This is a genomic window from Okibacterium endophyticum (assembly GCF_054780075.1).
On the sequence record NZ_BAAGXA010000001.1, the window covers coordinates 44,972 to 61,804 of the forward strand.

The window sequence follows — 16,833 nt, forward strand, 5'->3', positions numbered from 1 at the left end:
CTAGCTGGCAATCGTGTGCGAGGCGGCTGCTTCCTCTTGAGGGGTACGGACCGCTGAGTAGGTTCATGAGAGCAGGCATAGATCAAAACGAAGTGAGGTGACGTGCCATGACAACCATTCAGAGTTCCATCGACGTCGACGTTCCGATTTCGGTCGCGTACAACCAGTGGACGCAGTTCGAGTCGTTTCCGCAGTTCATGGACGACGTCGAGTCGATCACGCAGATCGATGACACCCATGTGCACTGGAAGGTCAGGATGGCAGCGGTGGAGCGTGAGTTCGACGCTGAGATCACCGAGCAGATCCCAGACGAACGAGTCGCTTGGCGGAGCATCGACGGCCCGAAGCACGGGGGAGTCGTCACGTTTCACCGTTTGGATGACGACCACACACGTGTGCAGCTCCAGCTCGACTGGGAGCCGGAAGGGCTCGTCGAGAAGGCGGGTGCCGTGCTGCAGCTCGACGACATGATGGTCAATCGCGACCTGAAGAACTTCAAAGAGATCATCGAGGCCGCCGGCTTCGAGAGCGGCGGATGGCGCGGTGAGGTGAACCGCCCGCCGGATGCCACCGGTCGCTGACCTCCGGTGATCGTTCGCAGCGGCACCGCATGAGGCAATAGTCACGAGGCTAGGACGAATCCGAGGATTCCGTCCTAGCCTCGTGACTTTTTGTCGTCCTTCTCTCGGCGGGCGTTGAGGATGCCTGGGGTGGGGGAATGGAGGTGGTTGCGGGCACGCGTTGCGTTGTTGAGATTGCCTGGGTCAGGGCTGCCGCCTTTCGTGCGGCTTCGCGTCACGCCCCCAGCGAACACGCGACGATCTGCGCCGAGCGCTGGTTACTCTGGTTTGTATCGGTGCACCATCCGATGCGGTGTACCCAGGGAGTGAACAATGTTTGAGAGATTCACGGATCGAGCCCGTCGCGTCGTCGTCTTGGCCCAAGAAGAAGCCAAGATGCTCAACCACAATTACATCGGCACAGAGCACATCCTGCTCGGCCTCATCCACGAGGGTGAGGGCGTGGCGGCGAAGGCGCTGGAGTCGCTCGGCATCTCGCTCGATGCGGTGCGTGAACAGGTGCAGGACATCATCGGCCAGGGGCAGCAGCAGCCGACCGGACACATTCCGTTCACCCCTCGCGCGAAGAAGGTCCTTGAGCTGAGCCTGCGCGAAGCTCTGCAGCTCGGCCACAACTACATCGGCACAGAGCACATCCTGCTCGGCCTCATCCGCGAGGGCGAAGGCGTAGCCGCTCAGGTTCTCGTCAAGCTCGGCGCGGATCTCAATCGTGTGCGCCAGCAGGTCATCCAGCTGCTCAGCGGCTACCAGGGCAAAGAGACCGCTGCCGTCGGCGGAGCATCGAACGAGCCGCAGCCCCAGGGCGGATCACAGATCCTCGACCAGTTCGGTCGCAACCTCACACAGGCCGCCAGAGACAACAAGCTCGACCCGGTGATCGGCCGTGAGAAAGAGATCGAGCGCGTGATGCAGATCCTCTCGCGCCGTTCGAAGAACAACCCGGTTCTCATCGGCGAACCCGGCGTCGGAAAGACCGCTGTCGTCGAAGGGCTCGCGCAGGCCATCGTCAAGGGCGATGTGCCGGAGACGTTGAAAGACAAGCAGCTCTACTCGCTGGACCTCGGCTCGCTCATCGCCGGAAGCCGCTACCGCGGTGACTTCGAGGAGCGCCTGAAGAAGGTCACCAAAGAAATCCGCACCCGCGGTGACATCATCGTGTTCATCGACGAGATCCACACCCTCGTCGGTGCCGGTGCGGCAGAGGGCGCCATCGATGCCGCGAGCATCCTGAAGCCCCTGCTGGCACGTGGCGAACTGCAGACGATCGGCGCCACGACCCTCGATGAGTACCGCAAGCACTTCGAGAAGGACGCAGCGCTCGAGCGCCGGTTCCAGCCCATCCAGGTGAACGAGCCGTCGCTGCCGCACACGATCAACATCCTCAAAGGACTGCGCGACCGCTACGAGGCGCACCACAAGGTGTCCATCACCGACGGTGCGCTCGTCGCGGCGGCGAACCTGGCCGACCGCTATGTGGCCGACCGCTTCTTGCCGGACAAGGCGATCGACCTGATCGACGAGGCCGGCGCTCGGCTGCGTCTGTCGATTCTGTCGAGCCCGCCTGAACTGCGTGAGTTCGACGAGAAGATCTCGAAGGTGCGGGGTGCGAAAGAGACCGCCATCGAAGATCAGGACTTCGAGAAGGCAGCCTCGCTTCGTGATGAGGAGAAGAACCTGCTCGGCGAGCGGCTGCGCCTCGAGAAGCAGTGGAGGAGCGGAGACGTCAAGACCACTGCCACTGTCGACGAAGGCCTGATCGCCGAGGTTCTCGCACAGGCGACAGGCATCCCGGTGTTCAAGCTGACAGAGGAGGAGTCCTCGAGGCTCGTCTTTATGGAGAAGGCCCTGCACGAGCGTGTCATCGGCCAGGACGAAGCCATCTCGGCTCTCGCCCGCACCATCCGTCGCACCCGCGCCGGGCTGAAGGACCCGAAGCGCCCCTCGGGCTCGTTCATCTTCGCCGGCCCGACCGGTGTCGGAAAGACCGAGCTGGCCAAGGCGCTCGCCGAGTTCCTGTTCGACGACGAAGACGCGATGATCTCGCTCGACATGAGTGAGTACGGCGAGAAGCACACGGTCTCGCGGCTGTTCGGCGCTCCTCCCGGATTCGTCGGCTTCGAAGAGGGCGGGCAACTGACAGAGAAGGTGCGCCGCAAGCCGTTCAGCGTTGTGCTGTTCGACGAGATCGAGAAGGCGCACCCCGACATCTTCAACTCGCTGCTGCAGGTGCTCGAAGAGGGTCGTCTGACCGATGGCCAGGGTCGTGAGATCGACTTCAAGAACACCGTCATCATCATGACCACGAACCTCGGTTCGAAGGGCATCGCCGGTGGCCCCGTCGGCTTCCAGGTCGAGGGCGACACCCACACGAACTACGAGACGATGAAGGCCAAGGTCAACGAAGAGCTCAAGAAGCACTTCAAGCCCGAGTTCCTGAACCGTGTCGATGACACGATCGTGTTCCCTCAGCTGTCGAAGCCCGAGCTGCTGCAGATCGTCGATCTCTTTGTCAAGCGACTGGCAGACCGGATGCTCGACCGCGACATGACCATCGAGCTCACGACCACGGCGAAGGAGCGGCTGATCGAGGTCGGGCACGACCCGGCGCTCGGCGCTCGTCCGCTGCGTCGTGCGATGCAGAACGAGGTCGAAGACCGGCTCAGCGAGAAGATCCTGCACGGAGAGCTGAACGCGGGAGACCACGTGCACGTGGACTTCGCCGACAACCAGTTCACCTTCGAGACCACCGTCCGCAGCGAGACGGTGGGCGCGGGCATCAACGCGGGCCGCTCACTCGGCACGGGGTCGGCCACACCCGACCTCGCGATCACGAGCGAGTAACAGCGCTCGCCGATCGAGCCGTCGAGATCGCCCCGGCCAGACGGCCGGGGCGATCTCGCGTCTGCGGAGCACACACTTCCGCCTCAGCCGAGATGATCGAGGTAGCGCAGAATGACTCCCTCGCGCATCGCCCACGGCGAGACGTCCAGTTCCTTGACCTCGAACATCCTCATGGCCTCAGACAGCACGATGCCGCCGGCGACGATCTGAAACGTGCGATCGACGGTGATCCCGGGCAGTTCCGGACGAGCAGCTGCGGGGATCCGCGCCAGCCGTGGCACCCAGTCGTCGAGCTGACTTCGGCGGAGCAGGGAGCGTTCGTGCTCACCGATCCCTTGTGCGACAGAGCCGCCCAGTTTCGCCAGAGAGCGAATGGTCTTCGACGAACCGACAACGTGCGAGGGCGGCTCGCACTCCGCGAAGTCGCGCCTGGCCTCTTCGAGAATGGCGCGGGCGTGTTCTCGCAGGCGGTTCTGTTGCTCCTCGGTCGGCGGGTCATCGTGCAGAAACCCGATCGTGGAGCGACCGGCGCCGAGGGGGAGCGAGAGCCCGACGTCCGGGTACTCGTCGTGCCCGAGTGAGATCTCGAGGGACCCGCCGCCGATGTCGAAGAGCAGGATGTTGCCAGCCGACCAGCCATACCAGCGCCTGACCGCGAGAAAGGTGAGTCTCGCCTCGTCTTCTCCCGACAACACCTGGAGTGCCACACCGGTTTCACGCTCGACGATCTGCAACACCTGCTCGCCGTTCGCCGCTTCACGGATGGCAGATGTCGCCATCGGCAGAAGCTCGTCGAGATTGCTGCGGCGTGCGATCTCAGCGGCCGCACCAACGGCATCCACGATCGCTGCGATGCCCTCGTCGTTGATGCCGCCCTCTGGCGTGAGGTATCGCATAAGCCGCAGCACAGCTTTGTCCGACGACGTCGGAACGGGCCTCGCACCGGGGTGCGCGTCGACGACGAGCAGGTGGACTGTGTTGGATCCGACGTCGAGAACTCCGAGGCGCATAGCTGAACGATAGCGTGCGGGCTGGGGGATGGCGGGGCGACGCGGCATCTGAGGTGGGTTGGCGCGCGCGGCTCGTGCGCGACAGGGGTGCATGCGGGAGGGGAGCATGCGGGAGGGGGAGCACTCAGTAGGCTCGTACGTATGACGGGGTTCACGGTGCGACGAGCACGCACAAGCGATGTGGTCGCGATCCAACGGCTGATCGAACCGCTTGTGCAGCGTCGCATCCTGCTCGGCAAGGAACGCGTGGTCTTCTACGAGGCGGTGCAGGAGTTCCGCGTCGCCGAAGCCGACGACGGCACGCTGATCGGCTGCGGGGCGCTCCACGTGATCTGGGAGGACATCGGCGAGGTCCGCACCCTCGCCGTGGCGGACAGCTGGCTCGGCCGTGGTGTCGGACGCAGCCTGCTCGAGAGGCTCGAAGCCGATGCCCGTGAGCTCGGCCTCTCGAGGCTGTTCTGCCTCACGTTCGAGGTCGACTTCTTCACCCGCAACGGGTTCGCCGAGATCGGTGAGGGTGTGGTCGCGCCAGACGTGTATGCAGAGCTCGTGCGTTCACCAGACGAAGGTGTCGCAGAGTTCCTCGACCTCGCACGGGTCAAGCCGAACACCCTCGGCAACACCCGCATGCTCAAGAATCTCGACTGAGCAGATTCGCCTCGTCCGCACGAGAGCCGCGCACGTGCCGCTTTTGTGCTTTTGTGCGCACAACCGCACGAAGCATACTCGTTTGTTGACCCTCTTGTGGGGGGACAGCGCTCGCTCGCGAGCGTGAAACCCGTTGTTCATAAAACAGCGCGCGCGTTGTTAACCTCTCGTCCCTAGCGTTGACGCAGACCGAGGCGTCCTCTGGGCCGCCGTTGAGCCACAGCGGCACAACCCCTCACAGCCACTCAGAGCCCCGCCCGGTCAACACGATCAAAATTGAGACATCGGAGATCAATGTCGTCGTCACTGCGTCCCAGGCGAATCACAGCAGCAGCAGTACTTCTCGGATTGGCCATGGCGCCGCTCTCGGCGATGCCGGCCATGGCGAGTCCCGATGGCACAGGGGTGGTGATCAACGAGGCATATCTCTCGGGAGGCAGCTCAGGCGCAGCCTTCACGAACAAGTTCGTTGAGCTCTACAACCCGGGTCCCGATCCCATCGATCTCAGCGGGATGTCTGTTCAATACCGAGCGGCCACCAGCAGCGGGGCCTCGACCACTGTCGTCACTCTCTCAGGCGAGATCGCGTCTGGTGGCTATTACCTCGTGCAGGGCTCGAGCAATGGCGGCGACGGAGCCGTGCTTCCGACACCCGACGCCGCCGGAAACCTGAACCTGAGTGGCACAAAGGGCACCGTCGCTCTCGTTGAAGCCACGAGCGCGGTCACGCTGCCCGTCGGGTCAGCCACGGGCGACAGCACAGTGGTAGACCTTCTCGGTTACGGCGCGTCGAACACGTTCGAGGGAAGTGCCGCTGTCGGTCCGACTGGCACCACAGACGTGAAGTCGCTCAACCGCACCGACTTCGCCGACACAGACGACAATGCGGCTGACTTCACTCTCTCAGCAACGATCACACCACAGAGCTCTGGCCAAGAGCCAGGCGGTGAGCCGGGTGAGCCGACCGAGGCCAGCATCGCGGAGGTCCAGGGCACCACAGGCACGAGCCCCTTCGCGGGTAAGGATGTCATCACCTCCGGAATCGTGACCGCCACGTACCCCGAGGGCGGATTCCGCGGGTACTACATCCAGACACCGGGAACGGGCGGGGCGCTCGACCCGGCACGCACGGCATCCGACGCCGTCTTCGTCTTCTCGGACAGCACTGTCGGCAGCGTCGCTGTGGGCGACTACGTGCAGGTCACCGGCACCGTCGTCGAGTTCAACGGCTTGACCGAGCTGAGCGTGGGCACGGCGGAGAGCCTCGTGCAGCTCGACACGTCGACGGTCACCGCACCGGAGCCGGTCATCGCGGCCTTCCCCGAGACGGATGCCGAGCGCGAGGCACTCGAGGGAATGCTCATCGCACCGCAGGGCGACTACACGATCACCGACACGTACGACACCAACAAATATGCCCAGATCGCGCTCGCCGCGTCTGACATGCCCCTTGTCACTCCGACCGCTCTCGGCGACCCCGGCAGCGCTGAGTACGCGGCCGCCCAGGCCAGGACCGAATCGGAGCTGGTCGTGCTCGACGACGGAGCGAGCATCGACTTCCTTCCAGCCGGCGGGGGCGACAATCAGGACATCCCGATCCCGTACATCTCGAACGAGGAGCCGATCCGCGTCGGCGCGTCCGCGACGTTCACGAAGCCTGTTGTCCTCGACTACCGCAACGACACCTGGAAGTTCCAGCCGACGTCCCAGCTGACGACCGAGAACGCGGCGACGGTTCAACCGGCGACCTTCGAGAACGACCGGCCCGCAGCGCCAGACATCGACGGCGGTGACGTGCGCCTCGCCACGTTCAACGTGCTGAACTACTTCGCGACCACCGGTGATCAGCTCACAGGCTGCAACTACTACACGGATCGCGACGGCAACCCGATCGCGGTGTCGGGCGGCTGTGAGGCACGCGGAGCGGCGAACGCCGAGAACCTCCAGCGCCAGCAAGACAAGATCGTCACGGCGATCAACCTGCTCGACGCCAACGTCGTCTCACTCGAAGAGATCGAGAACTCGGCGGCGTTCGGCACAGATCGTGACCTCGCGCTCTCGACACTCGTCGACGCGCTGAACGATGACCTCGGCACAGACGAATGGGCATACGTTCCCTCGCCGGCGACCCTCCCGGCCGATGAGGATGTCATCCGCACCGCCTTCATCTACAAGCCGGAGTCGATCGAGACGGTCGGCACCAGCAGCATCCTCGACACCGCCAACTTCGGCAACGCACGCCAGCCGAACGCGCAGGCCTTCAAACCGGCGGGCGGCAGCGACGACGACACGTTCGTTGTGATCGCCAACCACCTCAAGTCGAAGGGCTCCGGCGACGGCGCCACGGGCGACAACGTCGACACGGGTGACGGTGCTGGCGCCTGGAACGGCGACCGCACACGACAGGCGACAGACCTCGTGGCGTTCGCCGACCAGATGAAGACGGAACACAACACCGACAGGGTCTTTCTCGTCGGTGACTTCAACTCCTACGCGGCCGAGGACCCGATCGACGTGATCGTGGGCGCCGGCTACATCGACGAGGGTGCGAAGAGCGGCAAGCACAGCTACAGCTACGGCGGCTCTGTGGGCTCGCTCGACTACATCTTCGCCTCGCCAGAGGCCGACGCGATGGTCGCAGACAGTGACATCTGGAACATCAACTCGGGAGAGTCCGTCGCGTTGGAATACTCGCGCTACAACTACAACGCGACGAACTTCTATGTGGCAGACCAGTATCGCTCGAGTGACCACGATCCCGTGATCGTCGGGCTCGACCTCGATGGTGCCGCAGAGCCGGTCACGAAGGAGCTGAACCTGCTCAACATCAACGACTTCCACGGTCGTATCGATGAGAACACCGTGAAATTCGCCGGAACCGTCGAGCAGCTCAAGGCGGACTACCCGGGCAGCTCGGCATTCCTGTCCGCGGGTGACAACATCGGCGCTTCGCTCTTCGCGTCGTCGAGCCAGGACGACATACCGACTCTCGATGTGCTGAACGCGCTCTCTCTCGAGGCATCCGCGGTCGGAAACCACGAGTTCGACAAGGGGTACGAAGACCTCGCCGGCCGTGTCACGGATGCCGCGGACTTTTCGTATCTCGCGGCGAACGTCTACATCGACGGTGAGACGATCTTCGACGAGTACACGTTGATCGACATCGACGGTGTGACGGTCGGCATCATCGGAGCAGTCACCGAGGAGACACCGTCACTCGTCTCACCCGGCGGCATCGAGGGCCTCGAATTCGGCGACCCGGTCGAGGCGGTGAACCGCGTGGCCGATGAGCTGAGCGACGGTGACCCGTCGAACGGCGAAGCCGATGTTCTCGTCGCCGAATACCACGCGGGCGCCGGGGCGGGAACGCCAGACGGAGCGAGCCTGGACGAAGAGATCGCCGCGGGGGGAGCGTTCGCCGACATCGTGACGAAGACGAGTGCCGTCGTCGACGCGATCTTCACCGGGCACACCCACAAGCAGTACGCGTGGGATGCCGCCATCCCGGGTGAAGACGGCACACGGCCCGTGCTGCAGACCGGCAGCTACGGCGAGTTCATCGGCCAGATCGTGTTGGAGTACAACACCGAGACCGGTGAGGTCACCACTGCGGTGAACCGCAACGTGCCGCGGCTGACCGAGGACGAGGTCGACGACGCCGAGCTCGTCAACGAGTACCCCGCGGTCGCCGAGGTGAAGACGATCGTCGATGCTGCTCTCGCCCAGGCCAAAGAGATCGGCGGAGTGGTGATCGGTAACGCGACCGCAGACATCACAACCGCCTACGCAGGTGGAAAACGCGACGACCGTTCGTCGGAGTCGACACTGGGCAACTTCGTCGCCGACGCCCTGGTCAGCTCTCTGTCGTCACCCGAGCGGGGCGGCGCCGAGATCGGCGTGGTGAACCCGGGAGGACTGCGGGACGAGCTCTTCGCGGGTGACATCACCTACGCCGAAGCGAATGCCGTGCTCCCGTTTGTGAACAACCTCTGGACGACCACCCTCACCGGTGCGCAGTTCAAAACGGTTCTCGAGCAGCAGTGGCAGCGCAAGGCGGACGGCACAGTGCCCGATAAGCCCTACCTGCAGCTCGGTCTGTCGAACAACGTGAGCTACACCTACGATCCCACGCGGGACGAGGGCGACCGCATCACGAGCATCACTGTGAACGGCGAACCGATCGACCCGGCGCGCGGTTATCGCGTCGGATCGTTCAACTTCTTGCTTCTGGGAGGGGACAACTTCCGCGAGTTCGCGAACGGAACGGACACCAGGGACTCCGGGCTCGTCGACCGCGACGCATGGGTGGACTACATCGAGACGAACAGCCCGATCTCGCCGAGCTACGAGCGACGTTCGGTGCAGGTGACCGGGCTCCCTGAAGGTCCCGTCTCAGAAGGCGACGAGATTTCCCTGCAGTTCGCGAAGCTCGACCTCACCTCGCTCGGAGTTCCGGCGAACACCGAGCTGACGGCATCCCTCGACGGCCAGCAGATCGCGACAGCGCCGGTGACCGGCGGTGAGGCGACGCTCAGCTTCACGGTGCCAGAAGAAGGTGCAGACCCAACCGCTTTCGCCACCGCTCTGGCAAGCGGATCGTCGATGCTCACCGTGGTGGCATCGCCGACCGGCACAACGGTCAGCGTTCCCCTCGAGGTGACGCCGGCACAGGTGCCATCGCCGGAGGAGCCCGGCGACAACGGTTCGGCGGTAGACGGCGCTGGCACGGGTTCGGCGGCGGGTGGAGCAGGCTCGCTCCCCGAGACAGGTGCCGAGATGGCCCCACAGGTCTTTCTCGCTCTGATGCTCATCGTCGCCGGTGCGGCGTCTGCCCTGGTCGCGAGGCGAGGACGCGTCGTGCGTCGATCCTGACAACTCACCGTCGCTCGCGGGGGTCTGCAGTGCGCAGACCCCCGCGAGTCGTCGTTTGCCCAGACGTCACCGGCGATACCCTGTACCCATGTCGAGCACGAGCCGACCGGCCGGCACCCTGCCGAAGAGCGTCTACCGGCGACGCAGGCTGTGGGTGCTGCTCGGGCTTCTGGCTGTCATCGCCATCATCGTGCTGATCGTCTGGCGCCCGGGATCGTCGTCGGGGAGCGACGGCGCCGCGACGCCCCGGGCATCCACGTCGCCGACAGCGACAGACGCGCCGCCGGCAGACGGTGCAGTCACAGACGAATCCGGTGAATCACCCGACGCTCCAGCCGAGGGTGTGGCGGAATGCAGCTCGGAGTCGCTGGTCGTCGAGGCGAAGACAGACAAGAACACCTACGCCGCCGGTGAGAATCCGCAACTGTCGCTGACGATCACCAACACCGCAGATGCGCCGTGCAGCGTCAATGTCGGAACCTCACAGCAGGTCTTCACCATCACCTCTGGCGACGAGACCTACTGGGTGTCGACGGACTGCCAGACCGCGCCGGCCGACGCCGTGGTCGAACTCGCCGCCGGCCAGTCGGTGTCATCTGCGACGCCTATCGTCTGGGATCGCACCCGGTCGTCAACAGACACGTGCGACGGAGAACGACCAGCTGTGCCCGCGGGCGGTGCGTCTTACCACCTGACAACAGCCCTCGGCGGCATCGAGAGTGATGCGACGGCACAGTTCCTGCTCTACTGACACCCACCGCGGCGGGCGATCGTGTTGTCTTGGGCTGCGAGAGAATAGACGAATGGCCAAGAAACCTCAGCCCGAGTTCCGTTCAGCGGCTCTTGCACACGCTCTCGAGAAGCAGGACATGGCTGCCGTCGCCTTCGCGCTCCGAAACGACCGTATGGTGGTCCCGCTCTCCGCACCTGGTGCCAGGGACAAACCGACGGACACCGGTGAGGTGTGGATGTACCGGCAGCCGGAGTCTGGGCGACTCGCGCTGCTCCTGTTCTCTGATGCCGCGCACAAGCCAGAGGCGCTGCCGCCGTTCGTCGCGCTTCACAACGGCATCTGGTTGCACACCTTCCTGCGCACACACGGCGCCGATATCGAGACCGTGTTCTTCGACATCGCCGGCCCGCACCCCATGCAGGCGAGTCCGGACGAGATCCTGCGGGTGCTCGACCTCTGACCGAGCGCTGGCGAAGCCGGTGTCAGAACGCGGCGTCGAGTTCACGATCTCGCGCGGACCCAGACGCGCTCTTCACGATCCGCAGGGCCTCGCGGATGCTTCCGCTCTCGGCATCAACTATCGTCCGGTAGCCGAGACGGCCGGCTTCTGAACGTCGCTGTTGTGACGCGGAGACCGGTCTGATCTCGCCGACGAGCGAGATCTCGCCGAAAGCCGTCAGGGTGTGCGGAACGGCGACGTCGTATGCGGCAGAGGCGATGGCGATCGCGATCGCCAGGTCGGCCGCCGGCTCGCCCAGCCGCACGCCGCCGACCGTCGAGACATAAACATCCTTGTCGCTGAGCTTCAGGCCCGCGCGGCGATCGAGCACGGCGAGCAGCATCGCCACGCGCGAGGAGTCCACGCCGTTCGTCACGCGACGCGGATTCGGCGCAGACGACTCGTTGACGAGTGCCTGCACTTCGACAGGAAGAGCACGTTTGCCCTCCATCGCGATCGTCACGCATGTGCCCGGCACGGAGGACCCCCGGCTGAGAAAGAGTTTGCTCGGATCGGGGACCTCGGCGATGCCGTCACCGGTCATCTCGAAGCATCCGACCTCGTCTGTCGGGCCGAAGCGGTTCTTCAGCGCGCGCACGAATCGCAGCGACGTGTGTCTGTCTCCCTCGAACTGGCAGACCACGTCCACGAGGTGTTCGAGGAGCCGGGGACCGGCGATCGAGCCGTCTTTGGTGACGTGGCCGACGAGCAGCACGGGGAGCGCGCGCTCCTTGGCGATGCGGATCAGCGTCTGGGCGACCTCGCGCACCTGGCTGGGCTGGCCGGCGAGACCGTCGGAGGCGCTGCTCGACACCGTCTGCACGGAGTCGACGATGAGCAGGTCGGGGCGGACCTCGTCGATCTGGCCGAGCACAACGGCGAGGTCGGTCTCTGAGGCGAGAAAGAGGTTCTCGGTGAGGGCGCCGGTGCGCTTGGCGCGCAGTTTGACCTGATTCACCGACTCTTCTGCGCTCACGTACAGCACACGGGACTTCGCTTTTGCGGCGCGGGACGCCACTTCGAGAAGCAGTGTGGACTTGCCGACTCCCGGTTCGCCCGAGAGCAGGATCGCGGCTCCTGGCACGATGCCGCCGCCGAGCACCCTGTCGAATTCGTCTATGCCGGTCGGCCAGTGCGCGAAGCTCGTCTCAGAGATGTCGGTGATCGGTCTGGCTGTGCGTTCGGCGGAGATCGCGGCTGCGCTCACCCTCGCGGTGATTCCGGTGCTGACGCCGGTATCGTGCACGGTTCCCCACTGCTGGCACTCGCCGCAGCGCCCAACCCATTTGGCGGCGCGCCAGCCGCACTCGGTGCAGGTGAACTGTGAAACGGGTTTGGCCATGGGATGAGCCTAATCGCGGCCACCGACAGCACAGACCGGACCCCTGGCCTGTGCGGAACCCTGCCATCGGCATCCATCGGGCAGACTCAATTGGCGCGGCGGGTGCCCGATGAATTACACTCGACGGCGGTGACGTGTCCGAGCGGCCGAAGGTGCAACTCTCGAAAAGTTGTGTAGTGAAAGCTACCGTGGGTTCAAATCCCACCGTCACCGCCACCGAAATGACCCCCTGCTTCTGCGGCTTCTTGCTGAGGCAGGGGGCTTTTCTTGTTAGTGAACCGTCTTTCCCCACATTGTGCCCATGCCTTCGGCCGGATGTCGGCTCGATCGGTTGTGGTGCTTTTCCCAACGGGCGATCCGACGCTCCGATGCGCGGGCAGTGCAGCGGGGAGCCTCTGGTGCAGAGGTGCTCATTGCGAGGTTTCGCGGTCCCGACTCGCGCAACGACAGAACTACGCTTCCGACTCGAGAGGGTCCACGGTGTGATGGTCTCACCGACAGCCGAAGCCCGGTGTGGGAGAATGAAGCGGTGTACTTGGAGACCCGCCTGCCACTTGGCTTGACGCTGTGGCAATCTCGGAACGACTCCGACTCCATGATTCCGGCTGATGGATGCACCGACCTTATCGCGCGCGGGGGCCAGCTTGTTGTCGCGGGACCATCGACCCGATGGATTGCCACGAAAGGCGACGGCGAAGGCCGCTCAGTGGGACTGAGACTCCCCCAGGGTTTCGCTGGCGTCGTGCTGGGAACGAGCGCGGTTGAGCTGGCCGACCGAGCAGTAGCCGTAGAGGATGTCGTGCCTCACGGTGCCGCTGTCGAGCTGCGCGCGGCGATGCTGTCCGTTGGTGGAGTACCCGGCCTGCTCGACGCGATTTCCGCCAGTGTTCTTGAGCGCATGACAGCGCCCAGTCCACGGCTTAATTTCATTCGGCGCGCAGCGCGGAGAGCGGAGTCGTCGGGCGCGGTCGCCGTTGAACTGGGCGAGTCTGAGCGAACGCTGCGCCGTCGAATGCTCTCGGACTTTGGGTACGGATACGCCACGCTCGTGCGAATCGAGCGAGCCGCCAGCGCTCGACGCCTTCTAATACGAGGTGCAAAGGCCTCGGAGGCTGCCGCAGCAGCAGGCTTTGCCGACCAGGCGCACCTCACCCGGGAGTTTCGCAGACTGGTCGGCATTGCCCCCGCTCAGATCGCCGGGAGTTCGGCGTAGAGGTCGAATGAGTTTCCATCTGGGTCAAGGAGGGTCGCGTATCGCTGGCCCCAGTGCGCGTCCCACGGCTCGACATGCGCGGTGTAGCCTGCGTCGACCAGCGCCGCGAACGCTGCGTCGACCCCTGCGGGAGAGCCCTTGTCGAAGGCTAGAGCGATGCGGTGTCCGCCCGAGGCTGGTACGTACGCGGGATCAAAGCCTCGGATGGTTTCGACGGTGTCCCAGGCGAGCGTCACCCCGTCGTCGAGCTTCGCGTCCACGTGCGGTGCCGTGTCCTGCCCCTCCTCGATTGGTACACCGAGGGACCGGTAGAACGCGAGGGAAGAGCCCATGTCACGGGTGACGATGCCGATAAAGCCAAGTTTGAGTGTCATGCACCCAACGTACGAGCTGAGCACTGTCAGGTCTTGAACAGAACGGCCAGCATCGTCAGGCACGCCCTAGCTCCGGGGTCGTAGGATCTCTTCTATAAGCTCCACGACGGTGCTCGAACGATCGTCGTGTGAGCGCTTCCAACGCGATACGGAAGGTTGGGTACGCCGTGAGAATCGACATCGACCATGAGGTTGATGCTGCCTACCTCCGCATCATCGACGATGGTCGAAAGGCTGCTCGAACCTATGTCTGTGATCCGTCCGAGGTCAATGGCATGATCAACATCGACTTCGACGTTGACGGCAAGGTCATCGGAATCGAGTTCATCAACGCCTCCCAGTACCTCGATGTGGACGGCGGCGCATGATCATCGCATCGGACGTTCCGAGGTTCAGCGAGAAGATGCTCGACAGCCGCTGCCCCTTCGACATTCGAGAATGACCCGGGCGGTGTGGCCGTGTCGCAGTAGACTGCGGTGACATGGACCCGCTCATCGTCTGCGTCTGGGTATTCGGCGGAATCAGCGCGCTCACGTGGCTGCTCTCGATCATCACCGGGGAGTACTCCTGGGTCGACAGAATCTGGTCGATCGCACCCATCGCATATGTCTGGATCTTCGCCGCCGCCGCGGGATTCTCAGACGCCAGGCTCATCCTGATGGCTGTGCTCGTGACGCTCTGGGGAGCACGGCTGACGTTCAACTACGCGCGAAAGGGCGGTTATGCGCCCGGCGGCCAGGACTACAGGTGGCCGATCCTGAAATCGAAGATGAAACCGTGGCAGTTCCAGGTTTTCAATCTCTTCTTCATCTCGATCTACCAGAACCTGATCATCCTGCTGATGACGTTTCCCGCAGTGACGGCATATCTCAACCCGTCCCCGCTGGGAGCGGCCGACATCCTGCTCGCCGTGCTCTTCCTCGGCGCACTCGCCGGTGAGACGGTGGCTGACCAGCAGCAGTGGGCTTTCCATCGGCACAAAGCGCGTGAGAGGGCAGCGGGGCGGATGCCGGCCACCGGCTTTGTACAGACCGGCCTGTTCCGGTACTCCCGGCATCCGAATTTCTTCTTCGAGCAGGCGCAGTGGTGGATCTTCTATGGATTCGCCATCGCCGCAACCGGCGTGGTCGTGCACTGGACCGTGCTCGGCGCTGTGCTGCTCACGCTTCTGTTCATCGGATCGACGATGTTCACCGAGAGCATCACGCGTTCGCGATATCCGGAGTACGACGACTACCGGCGTCGTACCTCGCCGATCGTGCCGTGGCCTCCTCGAGCACAGGGAGTCTCCGAGGTCGCGAGCAGCTGACGCTGGATCATTCACGGGCGCACCTAGAATTGGCCCGTGAATGATCCAGCGTCCCCCGCCACACCGCTTCTCGGACTCCTGCTCGACGTCGACGGTCCGATCGCCAGCCCGGTCAGCCGAAGCATCGCCGTTCCGTCCATTGCCGAAGACCTCGTCACCCTGGCCAATGGCGGGGTGCCGATCGCGTTCAACACCGGGCGCTCGGATGCGTTCCTCAACGATCAGGTGATTCCCCACCTGATCGCGGGTGGATTGGCCGACGACGTGCGCGTCTGGGGGATCTGCGAGAAGGGAGCGGTGACGGCGCGGATCACGAGCGCGGGATTCGGCGAGCTCGACATCGACGACGAACTCGCGATGCCACGTGATTTCTTCGATGAGGTGCGCGGGCTCGTCGGCGAGAGATATCGAGACGTGATGTTCTTCGACGAGACGAAGCGCGCCATGGTGTCCGTCGAGCAGAACATCGGGACATCCGCCGAGCAGTACGCAGCTCGACGTGATCGTTTCGATGCGGATGCCGCGGCAGCGCTTCGCCGGTTCGACCTCGGGTTCGAGTGGGAGGGCCGAACCGTCGAGAACAGCGCGGGCGCCGTCGAATACCGAATCGACCCGACGATCATTTCGACAGACATCGAGTCCATTCGCTCCGGCAAGGACCTCGGAGCGGAGAAGTTCATAAGACTGCTCACCGCCGACGGCGGACCGATGCCGACTCGCTGGCGCACACTCGGGGACTCGCGCACCGACTACGCCATGTCTGACTGGTTGCACGCACAGGGGCGCCAGGTGGTGCACGTCGATGTCAGGCCTGCTGACGGGGTGCCCGAGAAGGCGTATCCGATCAGGCACCACAGCTCGCTGATCCACGACGACGCCGGTGCGGCCTATCTCGCACGATGGGTGCAGATGATGCGCGGATACGCAGAAGACGACGACGTGATCGAGGCGTCCGCACCGGCGTGACCTCGCGACACGCCCGGGCTGCGGTCGTAATTTGCCCGAGCATCCGTATCCACGTAATGTAACTACCTGTTACCCCAAAGGTGCGGCGGAGCGGAAGAGCTCGCCGGCCTCAAGCGGGACCGAATCCAAACCAAAGCCGGCGGTCATTATGGCTGCCACGTTTCCTTGTGGAACGAGACGCCGAGGATTAGGATGGGACATCCACTCGTCGACAAGCAGTCGCTGATTGACCGTGTGTTCAGCACACGGGCAGCGGTTTGACTGGCTGAGACCGAGTGGGTAACATTGAGAAGTTGCCCTGGGGTTGGCTGTGAGGTTGGTCCTGGGTGCGTCTGGTCTTTGAGAACTCAACAGCGTGCACATGTCAAATGCCAAAATACCTCGTGTTTAGCTTCGGCTTTACAGGAGATTCCTTTGGAAAAATATTGAACAACATAGCAAGTCA

The 16,833-nt window shown here is 64.0% G+C and carries 13 protein-coding genes and 1 tRNA gene; 11 read left to right on the plus strand and 3 right to left on the minus strand.

Features of this window, described 5'->3' with window-relative positions:
* Positions 1-107: 107 nt before the first annotated feature.
* Positions 108-581, plus strand: a complete 474-nt coding sequence (locus tag ACYVF5_RS00250) for an SRPBCC family protein (protein ID WP_460942110.1) — start codon at positions 108-110, stop codon at positions 579-581.
* Positions 582-893: 312 nt separating this feature from the next.
* Positions 894-3,422: an ATP-dependent Clp protease ATP-binding subunit gene (locus tag ACYVF5_RS00255; protein ID WP_460942112.1), complete on the plus strand. Its 2,529-nt coding sequence runs from the start codon at positions 894-896 to the stop codon at positions 3,420-3,422.
* A gap of 83 nt (positions 3,423-3,505) precedes the next feature.
* Here ACYVF5_RS00255 and ACYVF5_RS00260 read toward each other — a convergent pair whose 3' ends face one another.
* A complete protein-coding gene (locus tag ACYVF5_RS00260; protein WP_460942114.1) occupies positions 3,506-4,432 on the minus strand; it encodes a Ppx/GppA family phosphatase in 927 nt (308 codons plus the stop codon).
* 141 nt (positions 4,433-4,573) lie between these two features.
* Here ACYVF5_RS00260 and ACYVF5_RS00265 point away from each other — a divergent pair, with 141 nt between their 5' ends.
* The 4 genes from ACYVF5_RS00265 to ACYVF5_RS00280 all read left to right on the plus strand — a co-directional run bounded on the left by ACYVF5_RS00265 (position 4,574) and on the right by ACYVF5_RS00280 (position 11,145).
* Positions 4,574-5,080 carry an amino-acid N-acetyltransferase gene (locus tag ACYVF5_RS00265; RefSeq protein WP_460942116.1) on the plus strand — a complete coding sequence of 169 codons (507 nt, stop codon included), beginning with the start codon at positions 4,574-4,576 and terminating at the stop codon, positions 5,078-5,080.
* A gap of 354 nt (positions 5,081-5,434) precedes the next feature.
* Positions 5,435-9,952: an ExeM/NucH family extracellular endonuclease gene (locus ACYVF5_RS00270; protein ID WP_460942118.1), complete on the plus strand. Its 4,518-nt coding sequence runs from the start codon at positions 5,435-5,437 to the stop codon at positions 9,950-9,952.
* A gap of 88 nt (positions 9,953-10,040) precedes the next feature.
* Positions 10,041-10,703, plus strand: a complete 663-nt coding sequence (locus ACYVF5_RS00275) for a hypothetical protein (protein WP_460942120.1) — start codon at positions 10,041-10,043, stop codon at positions 10,701-10,703.
* 52 nt (positions 10,704-10,755) lie between these two features.
* The gene (locus tag ACYVF5_RS00280; protein ID WP_460942122.1) at positions 10,756-11,145 is read left to right on the plus strand and encodes an SseB family protein; all 390 of its coding nucleotides are present in this window, start codon (positions 10,756-10,758) and stop codon (positions 11,143-11,145) included.
* A gap of 22 nt (positions 11,146-11,167) precedes the next feature.
* Here the strand turns inward: ACYVF5_RS00280 and radA are convergent, their stop codons facing one another.
* A complete protein-coding gene (gene radA, locus ACYVF5_RS00285; RefSeq protein ID WP_460942124.1) occupies positions 11,168-12,526 on the minus strand; it encodes a DNA repair protein RadA in 1,359 nt (452 codons plus the stop codon).
* 128 nt (positions 12,527-12,654) lie between these two features.
* Between radA and ACYVF5_RS00290 the strand changes: the two genes are divergently transcribed.
* Both ACYVF5_RS00290 and ACYVF5_RS00295 read left to right on the plus strand, forming a co-directional pair.
* Positions 12,655-12,742: transfer RNA gene (locus ACYVF5_RS00290), tRNA-Ser, on the plus strand.
* 796 nt (positions 12,743-13,538) lie between these two features.
* Positions 13,539-13,739 carry a helix-turn-helix domain-containing protein gene (locus tag ACYVF5_RS00295; protein ID WP_460942138.1) on the plus strand — a complete coding sequence of 67 codons (201 nt, stop codon included), beginning with the start codon at positions 13,539-13,541 and terminating at the stop codon, positions 13,737-13,739.
* Here ACYVF5_RS00295 and ACYVF5_RS00300 read toward each other — a convergent pair.
* A complete protein-coding gene (locus ACYVF5_RS00300) occupies positions 13,715-14,113 on the minus strand; it encodes a VOC family protein (RefSeq protein WP_460942126.1) in 399 nt (132 codons plus the stop codon). The two genes, ACYVF5_RS00295 and ACYVF5_RS00300, sit on opposite strands and share 25 nt — an antisense overlap.
* 167 nt (positions 14,114-14,280) lie before the next feature.
* Here ACYVF5_RS00300 and ACYVF5_RS00305 point away from each other — a divergent pair, with 167 nt between their 5' ends.
* From ACYVF5_RS00305 to ACYVF5_RS00315, 3 genes are all read left to right on the plus strand, one after another.
* Entirely contained in the window at positions 14,281-14,481 is a 201-nt protein-coding gene (locus ACYVF5_RS00305; protein ID WP_460942128.1) for a DUF2283 domain-containing protein, read from the plus strand.
* Positions 14,482-14,594: 113 nt separating this feature from the next.
* Positions 14,595-15,422: a DUF1295 domain-containing protein gene (locus tag ACYVF5_RS00310; RefSeq protein ID WP_460942130.1), complete on the plus strand. Its 828-nt coding sequence runs from the start codon at positions 14,595-14,597 to the stop codon at positions 15,420-15,422.
* Between the two features lie 36 nt (positions 15,423-15,458).
* Positions 15,459-16,388 (plus strand): hypothetical protein, encoded by a 930-nt coding sequence (locus ACYVF5_RS00315; protein ID WP_460942132.1) that lies wholly within the window; start codon positions 15,459-15,461, stop codon positions 16,386-16,388.
* The last annotated feature ends 445 nt before the right edge of the window (positions 16,389-16,833 follow it).

What these genes read in the sequence shown, in the direction of transcription:
- ACYVF5_RS00250 (WP_460942110.1), top strand. Translation starts at nt 108, where the DNA reads ATGACAACCATTCAGAGTTCCATCGACGTCGACGTTCCGATTTCGGTC.
- ACYVF5_RS00255 (WP_460942112.1), top strand. Translation starts at nt 894, where the DNA reads ATGTTTGAGAGATTCACGGATCGAGCCCGTCGCGTCGTCGTCTTGGCC.
- ACYVF5_RS00260 (WP_460942114.1), bottom strand. Translation starts at nt 4,432, where the DNA reads ATGCGCCTCGGAGTTCTCGACGTCGGATCCAACACAGTCCACCTGCTC.
- ACYVF5_RS00265 (WP_460942116.1), top strand. Translation starts at nt 4,574, where the DNA reads ATGACGGGGTTCACGGTGCGACGAGCACGCACAAGCGATGTGGTCGCG.
- ACYVF5_RS00270 (WP_460942118.1), top strand. Translation starts at nt 5,435, where the DNA reads ATGGCGCCGCTCTCGGCGATGCCGGCCATGGCGAGTCCCGATGGCACA.
- ACYVF5_RS00275 (WP_460942120.1), top strand. Translation starts at nt 10,041, where the DNA reads ATGTCGAGCACGAGCCGACCGGCCGGCACCCTGCCGAAGAGCGTCTAC.
- ACYVF5_RS00280 (WP_460942122.1), top strand. Translation starts at nt 10,756, where the DNA reads ATGGCCAAGAAACCTCAGCCCGAGTTCCGTTCAGCGGCTCTTGCACAC.
- radA (WP_460942124.1), bottom strand. Translation starts at nt 12,526, where the DNA reads ATGGCCAAACCCGTTTCACAGTTCACCTGCACCGAGTGCGGCTGGCGC.
- ACYVF5_RS00295 (WP_460942138.1), top strand. Translation starts at nt 13,539, where the DNA reads ATGCTCTCGGACTTTGGGTACGGATACGCCACGCTCGTGCGAATCGAG.
- ACYVF5_RS00300 (WP_460942126.1), bottom strand. Translation starts at nt 14,113, where the DNA reads ATGACACTCAAACTTGGCTTTATCGGCATCGTCACCCGTGACATGGGC.
- ACYVF5_RS00310 (WP_460942130.1), top strand. Translation starts at nt 14,595, where the DNA reads ATGGACCCGCTCATCGTCTGCGTCTGGGTATTCGGCGGAATCAGCGCG.